Here is an 18,274-nt window from a genome sequence, read left to right on the forward strand (position 1 = left end):
TCTCCCTTCGGATTTTATTTAACAGAGCCTTGCGCGAAGCCATTGTAGATGTACTTCTGTAACAACAGGAAGATGATCATGGTTGGAATAATGGCGATCATGATGCCGGCGCTGATGACTTCCCACTGCGATCCAAACGGTCCCTTGAATTTGAACAAAGCGGTGGATATGACCTGTAGATCGGTCTTTGGCATGTACAGGAACGGTGTGTAGAAGTCGTTATAGATGTTCACACCCTTCACGATAATGACCGTTACAATGGCCGGTTTCAGCAGTGGCAGAATGATTTTCCAGTAGATCGTGAAGTACGAAGCGCCATCCAGCATGGCGGATTCATCTAATGCACTTGAGATGGAGCCTAGGAATTGCAGGAAGATGTATACCGCGATGATATCTGTACCCAGGTACATCACAATGGCTGCCCAGCGTGTGTTAAACAGGTCGAGGGCGTTGATGATCTGGAATGTGGCGACCTGTGTTGTAACACTTGGAATCAGGGTAGCGAGCAGGAATGCCGCGACCATGAATTTCTTGCCTTTGAATTTGAAGCGATCCAGCACATACGCAATCATGGAACCCGTTAAGGTTGCACCGATAATGGAGATGACAAGAATAATAATTGTATTTTTGAAACCCACCAGCATGTTACCATCCACAAAGGCCTTCGTATAATTCGCAAAATTCAGCCAATTGGCTGGTGGGGCAAGTGGGCTGCTGGTGGCGTATTCCGCATTCGTTTTGAGGGATGCAAACAGGATGACCACGATGGGTAACAGTGCGATAAACGCTGCAAGAATAAGGGAAGCATATTTAACCACGCTTGCAAGGGTGTATTTGAATTGGTTCATGTTCATTCCTCCCCTTTCATGGTGACGCGCTGCACGAGCGTAACGAGAATAACGATCATGAGCAGCACCACTGCCATGGCGGATGCCAGTCCCAGCTTGCCATATTTAAATGCCAAATGAACCGTCTGGATTACAAATGTCATACTGCCGTTGGAACCATCGGTCATGATATATGGAATATCGAACGCACTAATTGCGCCGCTAATGGCCAAGATCAGGTTAAGCTGCAGGATACGCGTAATACTCGGCAGGATGATATGGCGGAATTGCTGCCAGCGATTGGCGCCGTCAATATCGGATGCTTCATACACATCCTTCGGAATGGACGAGATCGCACCCAGGAAGATGATAAAGTTGAAGCCCATGTATCTCCATACCGATGCACCTGCGAGTGACACGTTGATAATATTCGGATTACCGAGCCAGAGCTGCGTGTATTGTCCTAGTCCTACAGCATGCATGAGCATATCGAGTGTACCGTCCGGTTTGAAGAAAAAGAGGAAGATAAAACCGATGGCTACACCATTCAGCAAATAAGGGAAAAACAATATGCCTTTGAAGAAGTTTTTGCCTCGGACTTTGAAACTCAGAATTGTGGCAAAGTAGAGCGCCAAGCCCATCTGCACAAACGTAGCCGCGAAGTAGTACAAGCTGACAATAAATACTTTGAAATATTCGGGATCACTAAATATGCGCGTATAGTTCTCAAAGCCAACATAATCAAACCTTTTGCTATATCCGTTCCAATCAGTGAAACTGTATTTGAACATGTTGATGACAGGTAAGTATGCAAACGTAAACAGCAACGCCAGCGGAATAATTGAGAAGGCACAGATGATAAATATGCGTTGCGCTGAGTAGCCCCAATTCGAAACCTTTAAGTACTTCATGCTCTCCACACCTCCAAGCGGTTCTCCCGCCTATATATCGAAAGACTCCCGTCCAATGGAATTCCTGCGGAATAACTGCCGGGGGGGGGGGGAGAGCATGGGCATCCTGCTTTCAAATACCACATGCTCCATGCTCCATTCATAAATGGATTCATATTCCCCGCAGTCGTTCACCGCCAGATCCACTCAGGTCATTCTCTTTATTTCGTGAGTTCTGCTCTTGCTTTTACCCACTTGTCGTTCAGATCTTTCATGATGTCATCGTACGATTCCTTGCGGTTGCCAATACCTGCTTCGATAATGCGTTTCTTGAAGTCAGGCTGCCAGAGGCCGATCTCGCCTTCGTTATCGATCTTGTCAACCAGACCTTCCTGACCTTCTTTGGCAGGTGTAAGTGTGGAGAATTTAACGTCTTTATATTGATCCAAAATCGGTGGCAATTCAGCGTTTTTGTCTGCATCCATACCGCCGCCCTGTTCAACTGCGTAGTTCGATTTCGCCAAGAACCAGTCAATCCAGGCTTTGGCAGCAGGTTTGTTCTCGCTGTTCACGTTCATACCGATGTTATAGTCAGCGGAAAGTGGTACCACAACCTCGCTTGCATTCGTAGGAAAAGGAAGGAATCCAATGTCGTCCGGTGTATCTGTCATGCCTTGGATCTGTGTGATAGCCCAGGAGCCCAGTGCCATCGTAGCAATTTTGCCTTTGGCAAGATCAGCTTTGGAGCTTTCCCAGTCGGTTGTCGTTGGGTCTTTCTCAATTAGACCGTTCTTCGCTGCATCATAGAGCACTTTGTACAGTTCATAGTGCGGCTGACCAGGCACAAAGTTATCATCTGTATTCGGTTGGTCCACGTTCACGTAATCTACGCTACCTGCAACCGTTGGCAGGTCTGCTTCCCATTGGGTTAATGCCCAGCCGGATGCATAGTTGGTGTAGAGCGGAACCGCATCTGTATTGTCTTTGACCAGTTGAAGCGCAGCCTGGAATTGCTCCGGTGTTTTTGGAACTTCCATAATGCCTGCGTCTTTGAAGACCTGTTTGTTATAGATAATTCCGGAGAATGTGATGACCGTAGGAATACCATATACCTGGCCATCCACCATGCGTTCTTCAATAGCGGTGTATTTGTCTTTCAATTCATCGTACGTGCCGAGCGGCTCAAAAAAGTCCGGGATATCAGCGATCGGAACACTGGTTGGAATCATCAGTACGTCACCGTAATCTTTGGTGCTCATACGGATCTTCACTTGCCCTTCATAGTCGGCCAGAGCCTGAAAGTTTACTTTGACATCCGGGTATTCCTTGTTAAATTCTGCCGCGTAGTCTTTGAACACGGTATCCACAATATCTGTCCGTTGCGTCAGAACGGTTATTTCACCTTTGATATCCGCCGGATCCGTACTGATCTCCTCTCCCGCCTGTGAAGATCCACCTCCAGATGAACATGCAGCAAGTAGCGAAGTGATGAGCAGCATTGTCAGCAACATCATCCAACCTTTGTTTTTTCTCAATTGTTTCGACCCCTCTCTTAAGTTAATTAAGTTATCGTTAAGGTTACAAGATGAATTATATTATGGTAACGCTTACCTGTCAATTCATTTATTTATAACCTAACAAGAAAAATTGCGAGGTAATTCGTTGACATCTGTTTTTCAGAGCACTAATATGTATTAATAAAGTTAACGATAACTTAACAAAATGAGATTGATGCACTATTTTGAAGGAGCGCTCACTTATGAATACAAAAACATCCCAACTCCAATCTGAGATTAAGGCGCACTGGGAGAAGCAGATTTTACCCTTCTGGTCCAACCTTAAAGATACAACCCACGGTGGATTCTACGGTTGGGTCGGCAATGATCTTCAGGTTAATCAACAAGCACCCAAAGGCGGGATTGCCACGGCACGGCAACTCTGGTCTTTTGCAGCAGCGTATCGGGTTACGGGAAACGAAAGATGGCGCGATCACGCTGAACATGCATACCGTTTCCTCGCAGATCAGGTGATGGATACCGAATATGGCGGTATGTACTGGATGGTAGATTACACAGGGGAAGCACTGGATACGAGCAAACATGTGTATACACAATCATTCGGCGTGTATTCACTCAGTGAGTACTATCGTGCAACCGGGGATGCTTCTGCATTGGATCTTGCGAAAACGCTTTTTGCTCTAATCGAGGACAAAGGTCTGGATGCCGAACTACCTGCTTACAAGGAACAATTTGATCGATTCTGGAATGAGCAGCCCAATGAAATGCTGAGCGAAAACGGGGTGATTGCGAATTACACAATGAATACGCATATCCATGTATTAGAGGCCTACACCACACTCTATCGAGTGTGGCCGGATCAGCAAGTGAAGGCGGCGCTGGAACGCCTGCTCGGAATTCTATATGAACAGGTGTATGACCAAGACACCAAGTTTCTCGGGGTATTTTTCAACAAACAGTGGGAGTCCATCATTGACCTGCGCTCGTTCGGACATGACATTGAAGCCAGCTGGCTGATCGACGAAGCACTGAAAGTTTTGGGGATGGAACAACATCCAGAGTATGCGGCCATGGTAACGGATATTGCCTATAACATCTCCAATGTGGCCGTGAATGCCGATGGTTCCCTGTTAAATGAACAAGAAGGTGAACATATCGATGAGAAGCGCATCTGGTGGGTTCAGGCGGAGGCCATGGTCGGCTTCTATAACGCGTATCAGCGCACAGGTGATCCACTGTTTCTGGAGAGAGTGGAACGGCTGTGGACCTATACAAAAGAAAACATCATTGATCAGCGCGCTGGCGGGGAATGGTACTGGTCGGTTGACGGGAACGGAACACCGGATCAGAGCGAGATTGCCGGACCATGGAAATGCCCGTATCACAATAGCAGATTCTGTATTGAACTAATTGAGAGGATGGGATCAGAATGATACACCCGAAATACAAGGAGTTACTGGAGAAACAGGAGCAGTTGCTTACCCGCCCCAATGAGATCAATTCTTCCTTCTACAACGGCATTTATGATCGGTACCAATATCCGGTCATCACGCGCCATCATGTACCGCTGCATTGGAGATTCGATCTGGATGAGACGACGAACCCACATTTCATGGAACGCCTGGGCATTAACGCAACGCTGAATCCGGGAGCCATCTATTTCAATGGCAAATACATCATGGTCATCCGTACGGAAGGATTGGACCGTAAATCGATCTTTGCGCTCGCCGAGAGCGATAATGGAATTGACGGGTTCCGTTTCACGGGTAAACCACTGGTCTGGGATGATATCGATGCGGATGAAACCAATCAGTATGACATGCGCCTCGTTCAACATGAAGACGGCTGGATCTATGGCATCTATTGTTCGGAACGCAAAGACCCGGAGGCTCCTGCATTTGATACATCCAGCGCAGTGGCACAGGCAGGACTGGTTCGGACACGAGATCTCACAAGCTGGGAACGGTTGCCCAACATCACAACGAATTCCCCTCAACAGCGCAATGTCGTATTGCACCCAGAATTCGTGGATGGAAAGTATGCCTTCTACACCCGTCCACAGGACGGATTCATCTCGACTGGCAGCGGCGGCGGTATCGCCTTTGGTCTATGTGAGGATATCTTGAACCCGGTCATTCATGATGAGAAGGTTATTGATGAACGGCAATATCATACGGTCTATGAAGTCAAAAACGGCCAAGGCCCTGCTCCGCTCAAGACGGATCGTGGCTGGATTCACATTGCTCACGGGGTTCGGAATACTGCAGCTGGCCTGCGTTATGTGTTATACACCTTTGCAACGGATCTGAATGATCCGACGCGCATGATTGCCAAGCCGGGCGGCCACTTCATTGCCCCTTATGACGACGAGCGTGTAGGCGATGTATCCAATGTTATTTTCTGCAACGGTGCCGTGGTCAATGAGAAGGAAGAAGTCTTTATCTATTACGCATCCAGTGATACCCGCTGTCATGTGGCAACTACCACTCTCGAGAAACTGGTTGATTATACGTTCAACACACCAGCCGATCCATATCGTTCCCTGGACTGTGCCAGCCAGCGGGGTCAGCTGATTGAACAGAATGAGAAGCTTTTACAGAAACAATTGACATAACATCGCTAGAGCGTCCTTTCAGGGAAACCTGCAATGTGCTGAAAATTAGCGAAACAACAGCCAGAATGGCTTTATTCCAAGTGGGTAACGATGTATACTGATATGGATTGTTATTATGTTGGAGGAAAGCGTTCATCATAATGACAGCACATTGTGCCTATACCGGCTTGAAGGAGGCGACCATACTGAAGAACAATATCACCATGCGGGATATCGCCGACAGGCTCGGGGTCAGCAGTGTGACCGTCTCGAAAGCATTGAATGATAAAGATGGCGTGAGTGGCGAATTAAAGGAAAAAATTAAAGTGCTTGCTGCCCAAATGGGCTATCGGTATAATGCTGCTGCCCGTTCCATGAAGGAAGGCTTAACCCATAATATTGGCGTAATTATCCCGGAGCGTTTTACCGGGCCTACGCAGTCGTTCTATGTACGCGTGTTCCAGCGCATCACCAAACATCTGGAGGATCAGGGTTACTACGGCATTCTTCACATTCTGAATGTAGAAGATGAGGAAGAGTTAACTCTTCCCAAGCTGTACAGCGACAACAAGGTCGATGGTTTCATCGTGCTTGGACAGATCAGTAAAGAGTATATTGAATTGGTGCGATCAATGGATGTTCCCAAGATGTTTCTCGACTTCTACGATGAACATTCGGATATCGATTCCGTCGTTACCGATAACTTCTACGCTGCCTATGAGCTGACGAACTATTTGGTTCAGCAGGGCCACCGTAACATTGCTTACGTGGGGAACCTGTATTCCACGAGCAGCATTCAGGACCGATTCCTCGGATATTACAAATCCTTGCTGGAACATCGGTTGCCGATGAATCCGGATCTGGTTCTGAATGATCGGGATGAACGGGGTACGTTTATTGAGATCGATCTGCCAGAGCAACTGCCAACGGCTTTTGTATGCAACTGTGATCAGGTCGCTCATCTACTGGTTCAAAAACTGACTTCCATGGATATTCAGGTACCTGGCCAATGCTCTGTTGTTGGTTTTGATAATGATATCTATGCCATGCTCTCCGATCCCAAGCTGACAACCGTCGAAGTGGATGTGGAACAGATGGCGCGCACGGCAGTTCAGTCCATGCTCAAAAAGATTGACAACCCAAACCGCAGTTTTGGCCGTGTACATGTGAAAGGTAATATCATCTATCGTGAATCGGTAAGTGCTACGCACACTCTTACGGAGGACAGCGTGCCTCAATGAGGGGCCCGTTAACTGTATACAGGTGTATGTGGCAGCCCCGACAAGTGACACGTATCACACCGGATGTATAAGATTCTTACCACATGCTTCTGATAATTGAATTGATAAAAAAGTGCTCCCGGCCATGAAGGCTGCTGGAGCACTCTTTGTTATATACGAAAAGTCAAAATCATATCCTGATCCCTAACGGATGGCCTGCCTGTAAAGGTCACCTCTGCCCAGAACCGGATTACACGATTTCCTAATAACTCGTCTTCAACCAATTGTCCTTGGACCAGGTCAGTTTACCCGAACCCGCACCATTGGAAGCTGTGAGGCGTGCATTCAGCGTGGATGGATCATCCGTGGTATAGCTGTAAGGAAGTGTCGAGAAGCCGTTCCATGAGAAGGGTTTCACCACGGCCGGGATCGGTGCAAGTGGACTGCCGGACGTATCACTGCTGCCTCGGAACGAGCTCCCATCCAGGGAGTACATGGTATCGGTCATTCTGATTTTACCAGTATAGTTGGCATCAGCGGGATTGGTCTGATTGTTACGAACAGGATACAGCACGTCCTTAATGACTGATTTCTCAACCAATACAGCTCCGCTCTCTGTGGAGATTGCCCCATTGCCGATGATATCGAACTTATAACCTTTGGACGCAATCGCTGTTGACATGGCGGTGGTGATTTTGGCCTTGGCGGCGCGTGCTCCGGTTGCATCCATCACAATATTATAGGCATGTGAGTTACCTCCGCGGAGACGTGGCATCCGGTCCTGAATATCCTTGTACAGGTTATGGTGCAGCGTCATGGACAGATTGGCATTAGCCGACTCCAGGCTGGTGGAACCGACCAGATGCCCTTTCTTCTGCGGTCCCGAGATGGCGATAATGTCTGCTTTGCTGAGACCTACCGCACTGCTGCGCAGGTAGTTGTACATGGGATAGGAAGCCTTGTTTGCTTCCAATTCATTGATCTGCTGGGTAACCCAGCTGTTCGAGCTGCCGTCATCCCCTTTGAAGAGGGACCAGGAGATGGTCACGCCACTGGTTCCTTTTTTCGAATCGATGAGTCCGTCATAGGCTTTATTAAATGTGCAGTGATCAATCCATACGTTGTTATTCTCTTCCAGAGTAATGTAATCCCAATCGTTCTTGTCATAGTCGCCTTTAGTGGATTCATCCCATTCCCATAACTCATCGAATTCCAGATTGCGGATAATGACATTGGAGCTTCGTTTCACGCTGATCGCAACGTGTTTGATTTTGGAACCGTTAGCGGAGAAAATCGTGAGTCCGTTGAAACCATCAATGGTGAGCTTGCTAACTCCTGTCTGTTTCAATACGGGATGCGTCAGCGCATCATTATGCTTGGCAAAAGGAGATGTCTTCGCTGCACTCGGAATTTCATTCCATCCCAGATTCAGATCGTTCATGATCTCGACAACTTTGACACCGGAGTTTTTTTTCAGAGCCAACGCCAGATCGGTCGCATTATACACTTTCTTATATGTGGCTGTGTTCGATTCACTGATGATCCCGCCACCTGCGTTCCCTTGGGAGAAGCCTGTGAGATTGTAGTCTGCGTTACCCGCTGCCTGCACACTTGCCGGTCCGGACAATAAAGTTAACCCCAACGTTAGAGCCAAGGCTGTGCTGCATAAGCTTCGAAATTTGATTTTCATCGATTCCATTCCTCCCGAAATATAATGATTACATTCGCCCATCGCTGCCATGCTGTGTTACGAGGGACATGTTCTCAATGTAAATGTCGAAAGCGATTACAACAATAATCCCTATCTCACATGTGGGCGGAATGGCTGGTGTGGCAAGGAATTGTACTATAAGCAACCTTGAATCGTACGGAGTTAACTTGGGGAGTGAGGTTTCAGGGATACGTCGAGGCAACTAGAAAATGTCGGATGGGATGAAACCAAAAAAGCAGGACTGCATCTGCTGCAGACCTGCTCGATTTTACTTTTTAATGGAACGTGTCCAGAAGCCGCCATGGAACTGTTTGGGCTCTACGGTGATGACAAATGCTTTGGGGTCCAGACTGAGAATCGTCTGATAGAGCAGTTTCTGGTTTTTTCGTTTCGCCAGAATCTCCATCACGAGCCGATCTCCGTCACGCCCACTACCCACCCAGGCCGTAACGCCGTACCCTTTGTCCCGCAGGGCATTCGCAACGTTGCTTCCCATCTGGTTACAGATGACTTTAACGGTAACGTAACCGAGCGCAATCTTCTCTTCGATCCAGGCCCCGAGTAACACACCGAGCCCATAACCTACCGCGTAGACGATTAAGGCAGAAGGCTGGGTCAGATATTTGAGCACCAGATTCAGACCGAGTACATAGATCACAATCTCACCCATGCTGATCAGTGCAGCGATATATTTCTGTCCTTTGAGTGTCAGAATCATCCGTAATGTATAAGCCGATACATATACAATCTGGATCAAAAAGATAAATACCAATATTTTAAACAATCACAATCCCTCTTTCCTGGCCTTCACGCTAATTCGGCCCTCTGCTACATATCCTCAACGATTTCGTTTCTTCCATGCTTTCTGTACGTTCGCTCTATCTCCATCATTGGACGTTATACCCTCATTCTAAACGGTTGAATGTAAATCCGTAGGCATTTTCTGCTGTCCGGCATGCCGGAACTGCCATTATAGAACCGTTTGTACCGATTATCAACCCGGCGGAGGTCCCAGGGTCGAAAACCGCTGCCTGTGAATATGCTATATCATCATATATCCGAGCACGACCACGCAAGATAACAGGTCAGAACCAGGATGGATGGGTTAAAACAAAAGGGGGTACCGTCATGCAGCTATGGCAGGAGATGGAGCGGGAAGGCATGGAGGAACTCATTTTTTGCCATGATGCAGATAGTGGATTGAGGGCAGTCATTGCCATTCATAGCACGGCCCTTGGACCTGCGCTGGGCGGATGCCGCTACTGGACGTATGCGTCCGAAGAAGAAGCTGTTCGGGATGCCGTAAAGCTTGCCAAAGGCATGACGTACAAAAATGCAATCTCTGGACTGCCGTATGGCGGTGGAAAAGTGGTCATATGGGATGTACCTTTTGCGAAGAATGCAAAACCGAATGAGGGTAGTCAAGGGTCTCCGAGCGCTGAGCATGTCGCTGGAGACTTAGGGGTAGAGCAGCAAGAGGGCGTTGCCTCTGAACGGGAGGTTGTCGCCGATCAGGTGACGCATCCACAAGATAAAAGCTTGGATACAGACGTATCCAGGCGGGCGCAGCGCTTTCGCGCACTGGGACGTTGTCTGGAACGGCTGAACGGGCGGTACGTGACCGGTCTTGATCTGGGTACCACGGCGACAGACATGGACCAGATCCGACTGGAGACCGCACATGTGACGGACACCACGGGTTCGCTTGGGGCGCAGGATGACTTCACTGCCGAGATGACCGCCTATGGTGTACACATCGGCATTGTGACCTCGCTGCGCCAGCAAGGCTTTGCATCCTTGCAGGGCATTCCCGTTGCCGTCCAGGGACTGGGCAAGGTCGGGCATGCCCTGTGCCGTTACCTGCATGCAGCCGGGGCACGGCTCATTGTGGCAGACGTTGTACCGGAGCGTGTACAACGTGCCCTTGTGCAGTTCAGCGGCGCCATATCGGCCGATCCGGCCCATATCCACGCCGCTGACTGCAAGGTGTTCGCCCCCTGTGCCCTGGGGGGCGTACTGACCCCGGCAACGGTGGAGGAGCTGCGCTGCTCCATTGTTGCCGGGGCGGCCAACAACCAGCTGAGTGAACGACAGCTGGTTGCAGGCCGCATGCAGGTGCGCGGCATTCTGTACGCGCCTGATTATGTGCTGGGCGCAGGCGGAATCATCTCCACCGCCTATGAGCTGAAAGGCGACGGGCCTGACCTGATCCGCCAAAAAGTGGCGGGGATTGCAGGCACGCTGAGCAAGGTATACGCAGAAGCGATGCAATCTGCAATCTCCACAGCGGATGCAGCCGATCGGCTGGCAGAATCCATCCTTCGATCAGGCCAACAGAAATAGGACGCCCCAGCCTGCCATCGAAGTAAGTTCACACCTCCAACACATTCTCCACTACTCTATTGGTGAAAGAGAGCCTCCACTGCCTTACCCCATACTAACGAATCGGATACACGCTATTTTCCCCTTTTAGCACAGATCTAATATCTAACGAATCACAGAGACGCTATTTTGCCCGGTTTGGTCCTTTTTCGAGCTAAATAGCTACTTTTCGGAAGGATAGCATTCCTGAGATTCGTTAGCGCTGCGGCAAGAGTTTTCCTGGAGTAGATCACCTATCAAAAGAGCTAACCTCGACATCAACGTCGAAGTTAGCTCTTCTAAATTCTTATCACTTTGCGTCCATCTAAGTTCTGATCACTTCGTCCCTCTAATCTCTTATCACTCTAATTCTTCGGATCTTGGTTCTCGGTTCTTCGATGTTTGATTCATGCTTCTCTGATCCCTGTACTTTAATCTCTTAGTTATCTGATACTCTTGCCCTTTGGCTCTTTTGTTCCATCGCTCTTTATGGGAACTGCATTAGTTCTCATGTAACTGTTCCTCTTATTGAGTAAGCCCTCTCGTTCGTGCCTTCTCTACTCTTACTCTCATACGCTATTCTTAAACTGCAACCGACCTCTTCTCCGCTGTCTTCTTCACCCGATACAATAAGGTCCACATGAGCACATTGACCACAATCAGTATCGCGCCATAGATCCAGATGCCCCCTGACACCGAACGGAAAAAGACATGGACTCCCCATAGCATGGCGAGCACTGGAAGGGCGGCGAATACGTACCAGCCATCACTTTGCTGCGCTACACTGAAAGATTGAGAGAATGGCGGCTTACGCAACAACAACTTGCCTGCTAACGGGATAAGCGCCATAGCGGTCAGCAGAATTATCGCAATATCCGGCAGAATTCGTAGGCCAAATGTCCAGGTGAACACAAGGGCATTCACCACAAATACAGGCAGGAACATATTGCACAAGAACGCCTTCAGCGCACCTTTATATAACGCGCTATCATTGGCCATCGGTGCAGCGCGAAAGGTCCAGAATGCCTTGTATTGTCCCGAATATTTCAGCATGACCACAACCGTTACAACCAACATCAGCACGATGTAAAAAGTGTATACAAACGAAGTTTGCCTAAACTCCGCCCAGGTGGACGATTGCAACTCGGTGAACCAGAATACATAAGGCAACACGAATGATAGACCAAGCGATGGATACACCTTCAGCTTGAATTCCCGTTCATTGCGCATCATGCTGGCCGACAGACGGAAGCAAGCCTGCTCCTCTCTGGTACGGCTGACCAGCTTGGAGATCCAGCGATCCCATCTTCCGCGTCTGCGTCCGGAGGACTGACCCGAGTGTGCCATTTTCTCCAAATACAACTCGAAGGAAGGCATAAGCTTCACATAGATGACCATGCTTACAATGGGAACAACCACAGCCATTGCAGAGAAGGTGTATATCCAGACGTTCCCGTCTCCGGTGAACAACCATTCAAATACAGCCGCATACCATAACGGGGGCAACAGTAATTGCCACCAAGCCGGGGTGAATACCATATCAAAATCAATAATACTGAACGAACGAATCACTAGCTGATAACCAATCGCGATTCCAACCGATAGCAGAATCTGCACCATATTGATCATATCCTTCAGCTTCTCGCCATCCAGAAACTTCATCATGAACAGATAGATCAGAGACGTTGTCACCAGAATCAGCATGTTGATTAGAATTAATTCCACGAGGAAAATTAGAAAGAATCCGATCCCATGCGTAATTAACCCGGCAATTAGCGGTACGCCTGTTAATGAACCGGTCAGCAGTAACAGATAGACACCTGCATGTATGGCTCGGGCCATTCCCACCGTTCGCCCATTAACGGGCTTTGTCATGATGATATTTCGATCCCGGATGTCCAACAGCACAGAGGAAAAGTCCGAAATCATGGACGTCATGATCATAAACATTAATATGCCGAACACCAGACCCATCTGGAGCATGAAATGCCCCGTATCCCACACAACAAAGGGAACCATCAACAGTCCCATTAATCCATACAACCACAGGGAACGAAGAAACTGATTTCCGTCCTTGTTCTCCTTTTTCGCTGAGTTTGATGACAAAATGGTAGGTACTCTACGCTGATCCATCTGGAATTTCACTCGCAAAATGAGGCGTAGCACATCATAATCCGCCCCTGTTCGGGCAATGATTGGCCGAAAGCGATCCAGGATCTTCAGCGTGCGGAAATCGGAGGATTCCTCCATATCAGTACACCTCCTGCACAATCGATACAAAGCGCTCAGCAATGACTTTGTGCTCATTGAAGCCTGTCAATTGATTGAATACTTCCTCCAGTGTGCCTTCCATGGACTGTTGCTGGAGCTGCTTGAATGTACCATCTGCTACCACTTGCCCTTCAGCAATCAATACGATTCGACTGCTGATCTTCTCCACCACATCCATGATGTGTGACGAATAGAAGATGGTCGTACCTTTGGCTGACAACTGTGACAAAATTTCCTTGACTACCATTACACTATTGGCATCCAATCCGCTGAGCGGTTCATCCAGGAACAACAGATCCGGGTCATGCAGCAGCGCAGAGATCAACAGCACTTTCTGACGCATGCCTTTGGAGAAGGATGCAATGCGGGAATGATATGATTTTTCCAATCCAAAACAATCCATCAATAGCTTGGCTTTGTAATCCGCATCTTCATAAGACAAGCCATACAATTCTCCCGTGAATGTCAGATACTCTGCAGGTGTTAATTGTTCGTACAATTCCGCAACCTCCGGGACATACCCGATTCTGCGTTTATATTCCATATCACCGTTCGCGATATCCTTGCCAAAGATTCGAACCGTGCCTACATATCCTTCAACTAGCCCGAGTAAAATCTTGACCGTTGTACTCTTGCCAGCCCCATTCGGACCAATATAACCAATCATCTCACCGCGATTCACTTCCAGATCAATGCCGTTCAGCACATAACGACCGTTGTACCGCATACGCAAGCCTTCAATTGACAGTACTTGTTCTCCACTCACTTCGTTATCCAGCTCCTGTCTCTATGTATTTCTACAATTCTACTAGTTTACCACAGTTTGGATTTCGGGACAGAGATCCTCCTCTTAATTAACACTACTTAATATTTCGATGATATTCAGCTAATAAATCAAATCTATAGTAGTCGTATAGACGTCTAGACAGATGAGGGGAAGGAGAACAGATTGAACAGATTAAATGTAAGTCTAAAATACGGAACTTTTATGGTTTTACTCCTATGGACGCTGTTTCCAATCTATTGGATGCTCGTCATTGCTACCCAGAAATCGTCTGATTTGTTTGCTAAAGTATCCATATTTCCACAATCCATAACACTGGAACATATATTCCGAATTTTTACGGAAGACAACTACATCCAGCCCATGTTCAATAGCTTCGTGGTCACAATCAGCTCGATGTTGATCGTACTGGCTTTGGGCTTGACCTCTGCCTATGTGCTTGGACGCAGAACCTTCCGAAGCCATTTCAGAATCTTCAAAAACTCGCTCATGATCTGGATTTTGCTGGTTCGTGTCTTGCCGCCGATTACGTTTGCACTGCCACTGTACATCATGATGAACGACGCAGGACTGCTGAATACAAAAATTCCGATTATTATCGCGCATGTCCTGATGAATATACCACTCGTCATTTGGTTTATGATGGCATTCTTCTACGGTGTTCCAGGTGAAATTGAGGAAAGTGCGCGGATTGATGGTGCATCTGAATTTATGATTTTTTACAAAGTGATGCTGCCGCTGGTGTTGCCGGGGATTGCTGCCGTGACGATCTTGTCCTTCATGGCATCATGGAATGAATACCTGTACAGTGTAATCTTCATCCAAAGCCCTGACAGTTTCACCATTCCACTCAAACTCGCCACACTGAACAGCGAGCAGGAACTGACGGAGTGGGGTAAGGTAGCGGGCGGCGGTCTGGTATCTGTGCTGCCCGTACTGCTGACAGCCATCTTCTTGCAGAAACATCTAATTAGCGGCTTAACCGCCGGTGCAGTTAAAGAATAGGGAGATGTGAGAGAAAAATGAGAAAAAAGATGTCGTATATGCTGAGTATGTTGTTAACAACGGCGGTACTGTTCACCGGATGTCAATCTCAGGAACAGGCTGCTGGACAAGGTTCAAGTCAAGGAACAGATAAGCTGGTCATTGCGGCAAGAGGTGGTTCCCATGTCGATGCGATGAATGCAGTTAAGGCATCTTTCGAGACAGAACACAATGTGAAGATCGATATTATCGGGCTGGAATCCGCTGATTTGAAGCAAAAGGTATCCCTCGATGCGAAGAATAAAAATGGCGCATATGATCTGATTATGGCGGATGATCCGTGGATGCCACAGTTCAGTGAAGCAAACATTTTTGCCAAACTGTCTGACCTCGGTATCAAGGAAGACGCAGACTTCGAAGAGTCCTCCCTCTCCCTTGGGAAGTCCCCCTATGCTACAGGAGATCTATATGCACTTCCTTTCTCCGGCAACGTGCAGCTGTTCTTCTACAATCAAGAGCTGCTGAAGAGCAATAACTATGATGTTCCGGAAAACTGGGCAGACGTGCTTGAGATGGCCAAGGCCATTCATGCGAAGGATGGAACCGCTGGCTATGTCATTCGCGGTCAGCAGGGTAACCCAATCGTGTCCGACTTCCTGCCACTGTTCTGGGCACAAGGCGGACAGATCTTCGACGACAATTGGAAAGCACAGATTGACTCTGACGCCGGTCGGCAAGCGTTAGATACCTATATCGGTCTGCTCGCTGTTGGAGAAAACTATGAGAACACCGACATTGTCGGTTCCGTGTCGGAAGGCCGCGCAGCGATGGCTCTCGGCTGGCCATCCTGGTTCATCAAAGGCGAAACAGCCAGTGCGAATTATGCTGTAATCCCGTCCAAGGCTTCATCTGACGCTCAATCCGTTCCTACAGGCATGATCGGCAACTGGATGATGGGTGTAGCTGCCAACTCTCACAATCCGGAGCTTGCCGCTGAGTTCCTGTCATTCATCACCAGCAGTGAAACGCAGAAACAAATGGTGGAGCACGGTGGTGTGCCTACTCGGAAAAGTGTCTATCAGGACGCTGAACTTGCTGCAAAGTATAAACATTTCCCAGTTATGCTGGAGGCATTACAGAACTCCGTAGCCAGACCACGAACAGCAAAATGGTCACAAGTAGAAGAAGCCCTCGGTGCTGAATTGTCCGCAGCAATTGCAGGAACCAAAACCGTGGACAAGGCTCTATCCGATGCAAACAAGGCAATGAATGACATCATGCAATAAGAGGTTCATTCAATCTAAAGGAGTGGACTGAACTTGGCTAGTAAACGAGGCTTTCAATGGGCGATGCTGGCACCAGTAACCTTGTTATTGATCTGCGTCACCGTATTCCCGTTGATCTACACGATTACGAACAGCTTTACCGATTATTATTACTTGGCGAGCGATGCGAAGCAGTTCATCGGGTTTAGCAATTATATGAAGATTATTCAGGATGAACAGTTTCTTCAAGCCGTCTGGAATACGATTAAATTCATGCTTCTGGCCGTTTCTATTGAAACGGCTCTGGGGCTTGGGATTGCCGTGCTTATCGAGAGCATGAGACGTGGACAAAAGGTGCTGCGGATCACGATGCTCATTCCGTCTTTATTACCACCGGTCACAGTGGCGTTAATCTGGCAAATGATGCTCAGCAACCATAACGGGATTATTAATCATCTCCTCCACTGGTTTGGCGTAGGACCGTTCAACTTTCTAATGGACATTAACATTGCCTTCAATGCCATATTGTTCATTGATATTTGGCAGTGGACACCTTTCGCTTTCCTGCTGTTATATGCCGGGTTACAATCGGTTCCACGCTCACAATATGAGGCCGCAAGAATAGACGGAGCAGGCAAAATCCGTATTTTTCTTCACATTACACTACCGAATATGTTGCCGACCCTCTTCATGGTCATTTTACTTCGGACCATCGATACGTTCCGGTTATTTGATAAAGTAAACATCCTGACTGGCGGCGGACCAGCGAATTCCACGACGACGATTACACAGTATATCTACAAGCAAGGTGTGTACAACCTTCAAATTGGGTACGGAGCTGCAGCATCAGTTATTATGGTACTGCTGGTTCTGGTGTTCTCTGTGTTCTACATCAAACGTTCGATGGGAGGAACGGAATGAAGTGGTTTATCGATTTTCTTAATGTAGGTTTTGGTGAGGCAACAGTCATTCGGCGGATGGAGGAGAAATGTACCTACTGCCTCGTGGTAGACGGCGGGGATGTGGACCCAATGACCAATCCTCGTCGGTGTAGCCTCGATCAGTATCTTCGGGAGTATGAGATTGAGAAAATCGACGTGCTGGTACTAACCCATTTTCACAAAGATCATATCGGTGGTGTGCTTCCCATTCTGGGTCATGTCCCTGTTCGAGAGGTCATCCTGCATATCCCATTACCGGAACATGTCCAGAAAAGCGGATTAAATGATTTTTCCACGCCAATTCTGGGCTCGCTCTCGCTATATGCATCCATCCTCAACCTGCTGGAGCAACTAAGCATTACAGTAACTCAGATCCATGAGCCTTTTACAATTATGGAGAGTGATATGGCGTTCCGAATCTTCATGCCAAGCCATCACAGATTGAAGCAGTTGGCAGAAGAATTGGAGCTGCTGGACGTAACCAAGCTGGATCTTCAGGAGGAGAGATTGACCGCTATCGACCGCATGCTGAATCACACATCCCTAGCTGTATTAATCAAAAATAAAGGAAACTCGAAAGCACTGCTCACCTCGGATGTAGGCGTTGATTTTTGGAAGCCCTACGATGACGAGATTGGGCAAATTCACACCCTGCAAGCACCACACCATGGTGATACCAGCCATCTATCTGAAGCTAACCTTCGTCATTGGGCGCCACAAGTGGTTATTATCAGTGCAGATGATCAAGGGACCTATCAGCTTCCACATCCGGGAATGGAGTCGTTGATTCACGAGCATTCCGAAGCAAAACTCTATTACACGGAGGCAGCGTCCAGCACGCATCGGATGATCCGGGTAGATGCAGTGGAAGGAACGTTACAACTGGTTGAATAAAGCAATCATGGAATTA

Annotated in this window: 15 protein-coding genes; 8 read left to right on the forward strand and 7 right to left on the reverse strand. The window is 48.0% G+C overall.

Annotation, left to right across the window (positions count from 1 at the left end):
* Positions 1-14 precede the first annotated feature (14 nt).
* The 3 genes from AC1S8V_RS28940 to AC1S8V_RS28950 all read right to left on the reverse strand — a co-directional run bounded on the left by AC1S8V_RS28940 (position 15) and on the right by AC1S8V_RS28950 (position 3,252).
* Positions 15-848, reverse strand: a complete 834-nt coding sequence (locus tag AC1S8V_RS28940) for a carbohydrate ABC transporter permease (RefSeq protein WP_482071734.1) — start codon at positions 846-848, stop codon at positions 15-17.
* A gap of 2 nt (positions 849-850) precedes the next feature.
* Positions 851-1,738: a carbohydrate ABC transporter permease gene (locus AC1S8V_RS28945; protein WP_482071735.1), complete on the reverse strand. Its 888-nt coding sequence runs from the start codon at positions 1,736-1,738 to the stop codon at positions 851-853.
* Between the two features lie 200 nt (positions 1,739-1,938).
* Positions 1,939-3,252: an ABC transporter substrate-binding protein gene (locus tag AC1S8V_RS28950; RefSeq protein ID WP_482071736.1), complete on the reverse strand. Its 1,314-nt coding sequence runs from the start codon at positions 3,250-3,252 to the stop codon at positions 1,939-1,941.
* Between the two features lie 224 nt (positions 3,253-3,476).
* On the opposite strand from AC1S8V_RS28950, the gene AC1S8V_RS28955 reads away from it, so the two are divergent.
* From AC1S8V_RS28955 to AC1S8V_RS28965, 3 genes are all read left to right on the forward strand, one after another.
* Positions 3,477-4,667 (forward strand): AGE family epimerase/isomerase, encoded by a 1,191-nt coding sequence (locus AC1S8V_RS28955; protein WP_482071737.1) that lies wholly within the window; start codon positions 3,477-3,479, stop codon positions 4,665-4,667.
* Positions 4,664-5,848: a glycoside hydrolase family 130 protein gene (locus AC1S8V_RS28960; RefSeq protein ID WP_482071738.1), complete on the forward strand. Its 1,185-nt coding sequence runs from the start codon at positions 4,664-4,666 to the stop codon at positions 5,846-5,848. Before AC1S8V_RS28955 ends, AC1S8V_RS28960 begins: the two co-directional genes overlap by 4 nt.
* Positions 5,849-5,988: 140 nt before the next feature.
* Positions 5,989-7,068 (forward strand): substrate-binding domain-containing protein, encoded by a 1,080-nt coding sequence (locus tag AC1S8V_RS28965; RefSeq protein WP_482071739.1) that lies wholly within the window; start codon positions 5,989-5,991, stop codon positions 7,066-7,068.
* A gap of 241 nt (positions 7,069-7,309) precedes the next feature.
* Here AC1S8V_RS28965 and AC1S8V_RS28970 read toward each other — a convergent pair whose 3' ends face one another.
* The gene (locus tag AC1S8V_RS28970; protein ID WP_482071740.1) at positions 7,310-8,746 is read right to left on the reverse strand and encodes a pectate lyase family protein; all 1,437 of its coding nucleotides are present in this window, start codon (positions 8,744-8,746) and stop codon (positions 7,310-7,312) included.
* A 280-nt stretch (positions 8,747-9,026) separates the two neighbouring features.
* On the reverse strand, positions 9,027-9,542 hold the full coding sequence (locus tag AC1S8V_RS28975; RefSeq protein WP_091012544.1) for a DUF2179 domain-containing protein: 516 nt from the start codon (positions 9,540-9,542) through the stop codon (positions 9,027-9,029).
* 344 nt (positions 9,543-9,886) lie between these two features.
* On the opposite strand from AC1S8V_RS28975, the gene AC1S8V_RS28980 reads away from it, so the two are divergent.
* Positions 9,887-11,101 (forward strand): Leu/Phe/Val dehydrogenase, encoded by a 1,215-nt coding sequence (locus AC1S8V_RS28980; RefSeq protein WP_482071741.1) that lies wholly within the window; start codon positions 9,887-9,889, stop codon positions 11,099-11,101.
* A gap of 600 nt (positions 11,102-11,701) precedes the next feature.
* Here AC1S8V_RS28980 and AC1S8V_RS28985 read toward each other — a convergent pair.
* Together AC1S8V_RS28985 and AC1S8V_RS28990 are read right to left on the reverse strand one after the other, a co-directional pair.
* Positions 11,702-13,369 (reverse strand): hypothetical protein, encoded by a 1,668-nt coding sequence (locus AC1S8V_RS28985; RefSeq protein WP_482071742.1) that lies wholly within the window; start codon positions 13,367-13,369, stop codon positions 11,702-11,704.
* A 1-nt stretch (position 13,370) separates the two neighbouring features.
* Positions 13,371-14,156, reverse strand: a complete 786-nt coding sequence (locus AC1S8V_RS28990; RefSeq protein ID WP_482071743.1) for an ABC transporter ATP-binding protein — start codon at positions 14,154-14,156, stop codon at positions 13,371-13,373.
* Positions 14,157-14,339: 183 nt separating this feature from the next.
* Here AC1S8V_RS28990 and AC1S8V_RS28995 point away from each other — a divergent pair, with 183 nt between their 5' ends.
* Genes AC1S8V_RS28995 through AC1S8V_RS29010 form a run of 4 tightly spaced genes read left to right on the forward strand, consistent with a single transcriptional unit; the run spans position 14,340 to position 18,258 of the window.
* Positions 14,340-15,179 carry a carbohydrate ABC transporter permease gene (locus AC1S8V_RS28995; protein ID WP_482071744.1) on the forward strand — a complete coding sequence of 280 codons (840 nt, stop codon included), beginning with the start codon at positions 14,340-14,342 and terminating at the stop codon, positions 15,177-15,179.
* A 17-nt stretch (positions 15,180-15,196) separates the two neighbouring features.
* Entirely contained in the window at positions 15,197-16,444 is a 1,248-nt protein-coding gene (locus tag AC1S8V_RS29000; RefSeq protein WP_482071745.1) for an extracellular solute-binding protein, read from the forward strand.
* Between the two features lie 33 nt (positions 16,445-16,477).
* Positions 16,478-17,344, forward strand: a complete 867-nt coding sequence (locus AC1S8V_RS29005; RefSeq protein WP_482071746.1) for a carbohydrate ABC transporter permease — start codon at positions 16,478-16,480, stop codon at positions 17,342-17,344.
* Entirely contained in the window at positions 17,341-18,258 is a 918-nt protein-coding gene (locus tag AC1S8V_RS29010) for a ComEC/Rec2 family competence protein (protein WP_482071747.1), read from the forward strand. The genes AC1S8V_RS29005 and AC1S8V_RS29010 overlap by 4 nt, the downstream gene beginning before the upstream one ends.
* Positions 18,259-18,274: the final 16 nt, after the last annotated feature.

This window comes from Paenibacillus sp. B46(2026) (assembly GCF_056786355.1).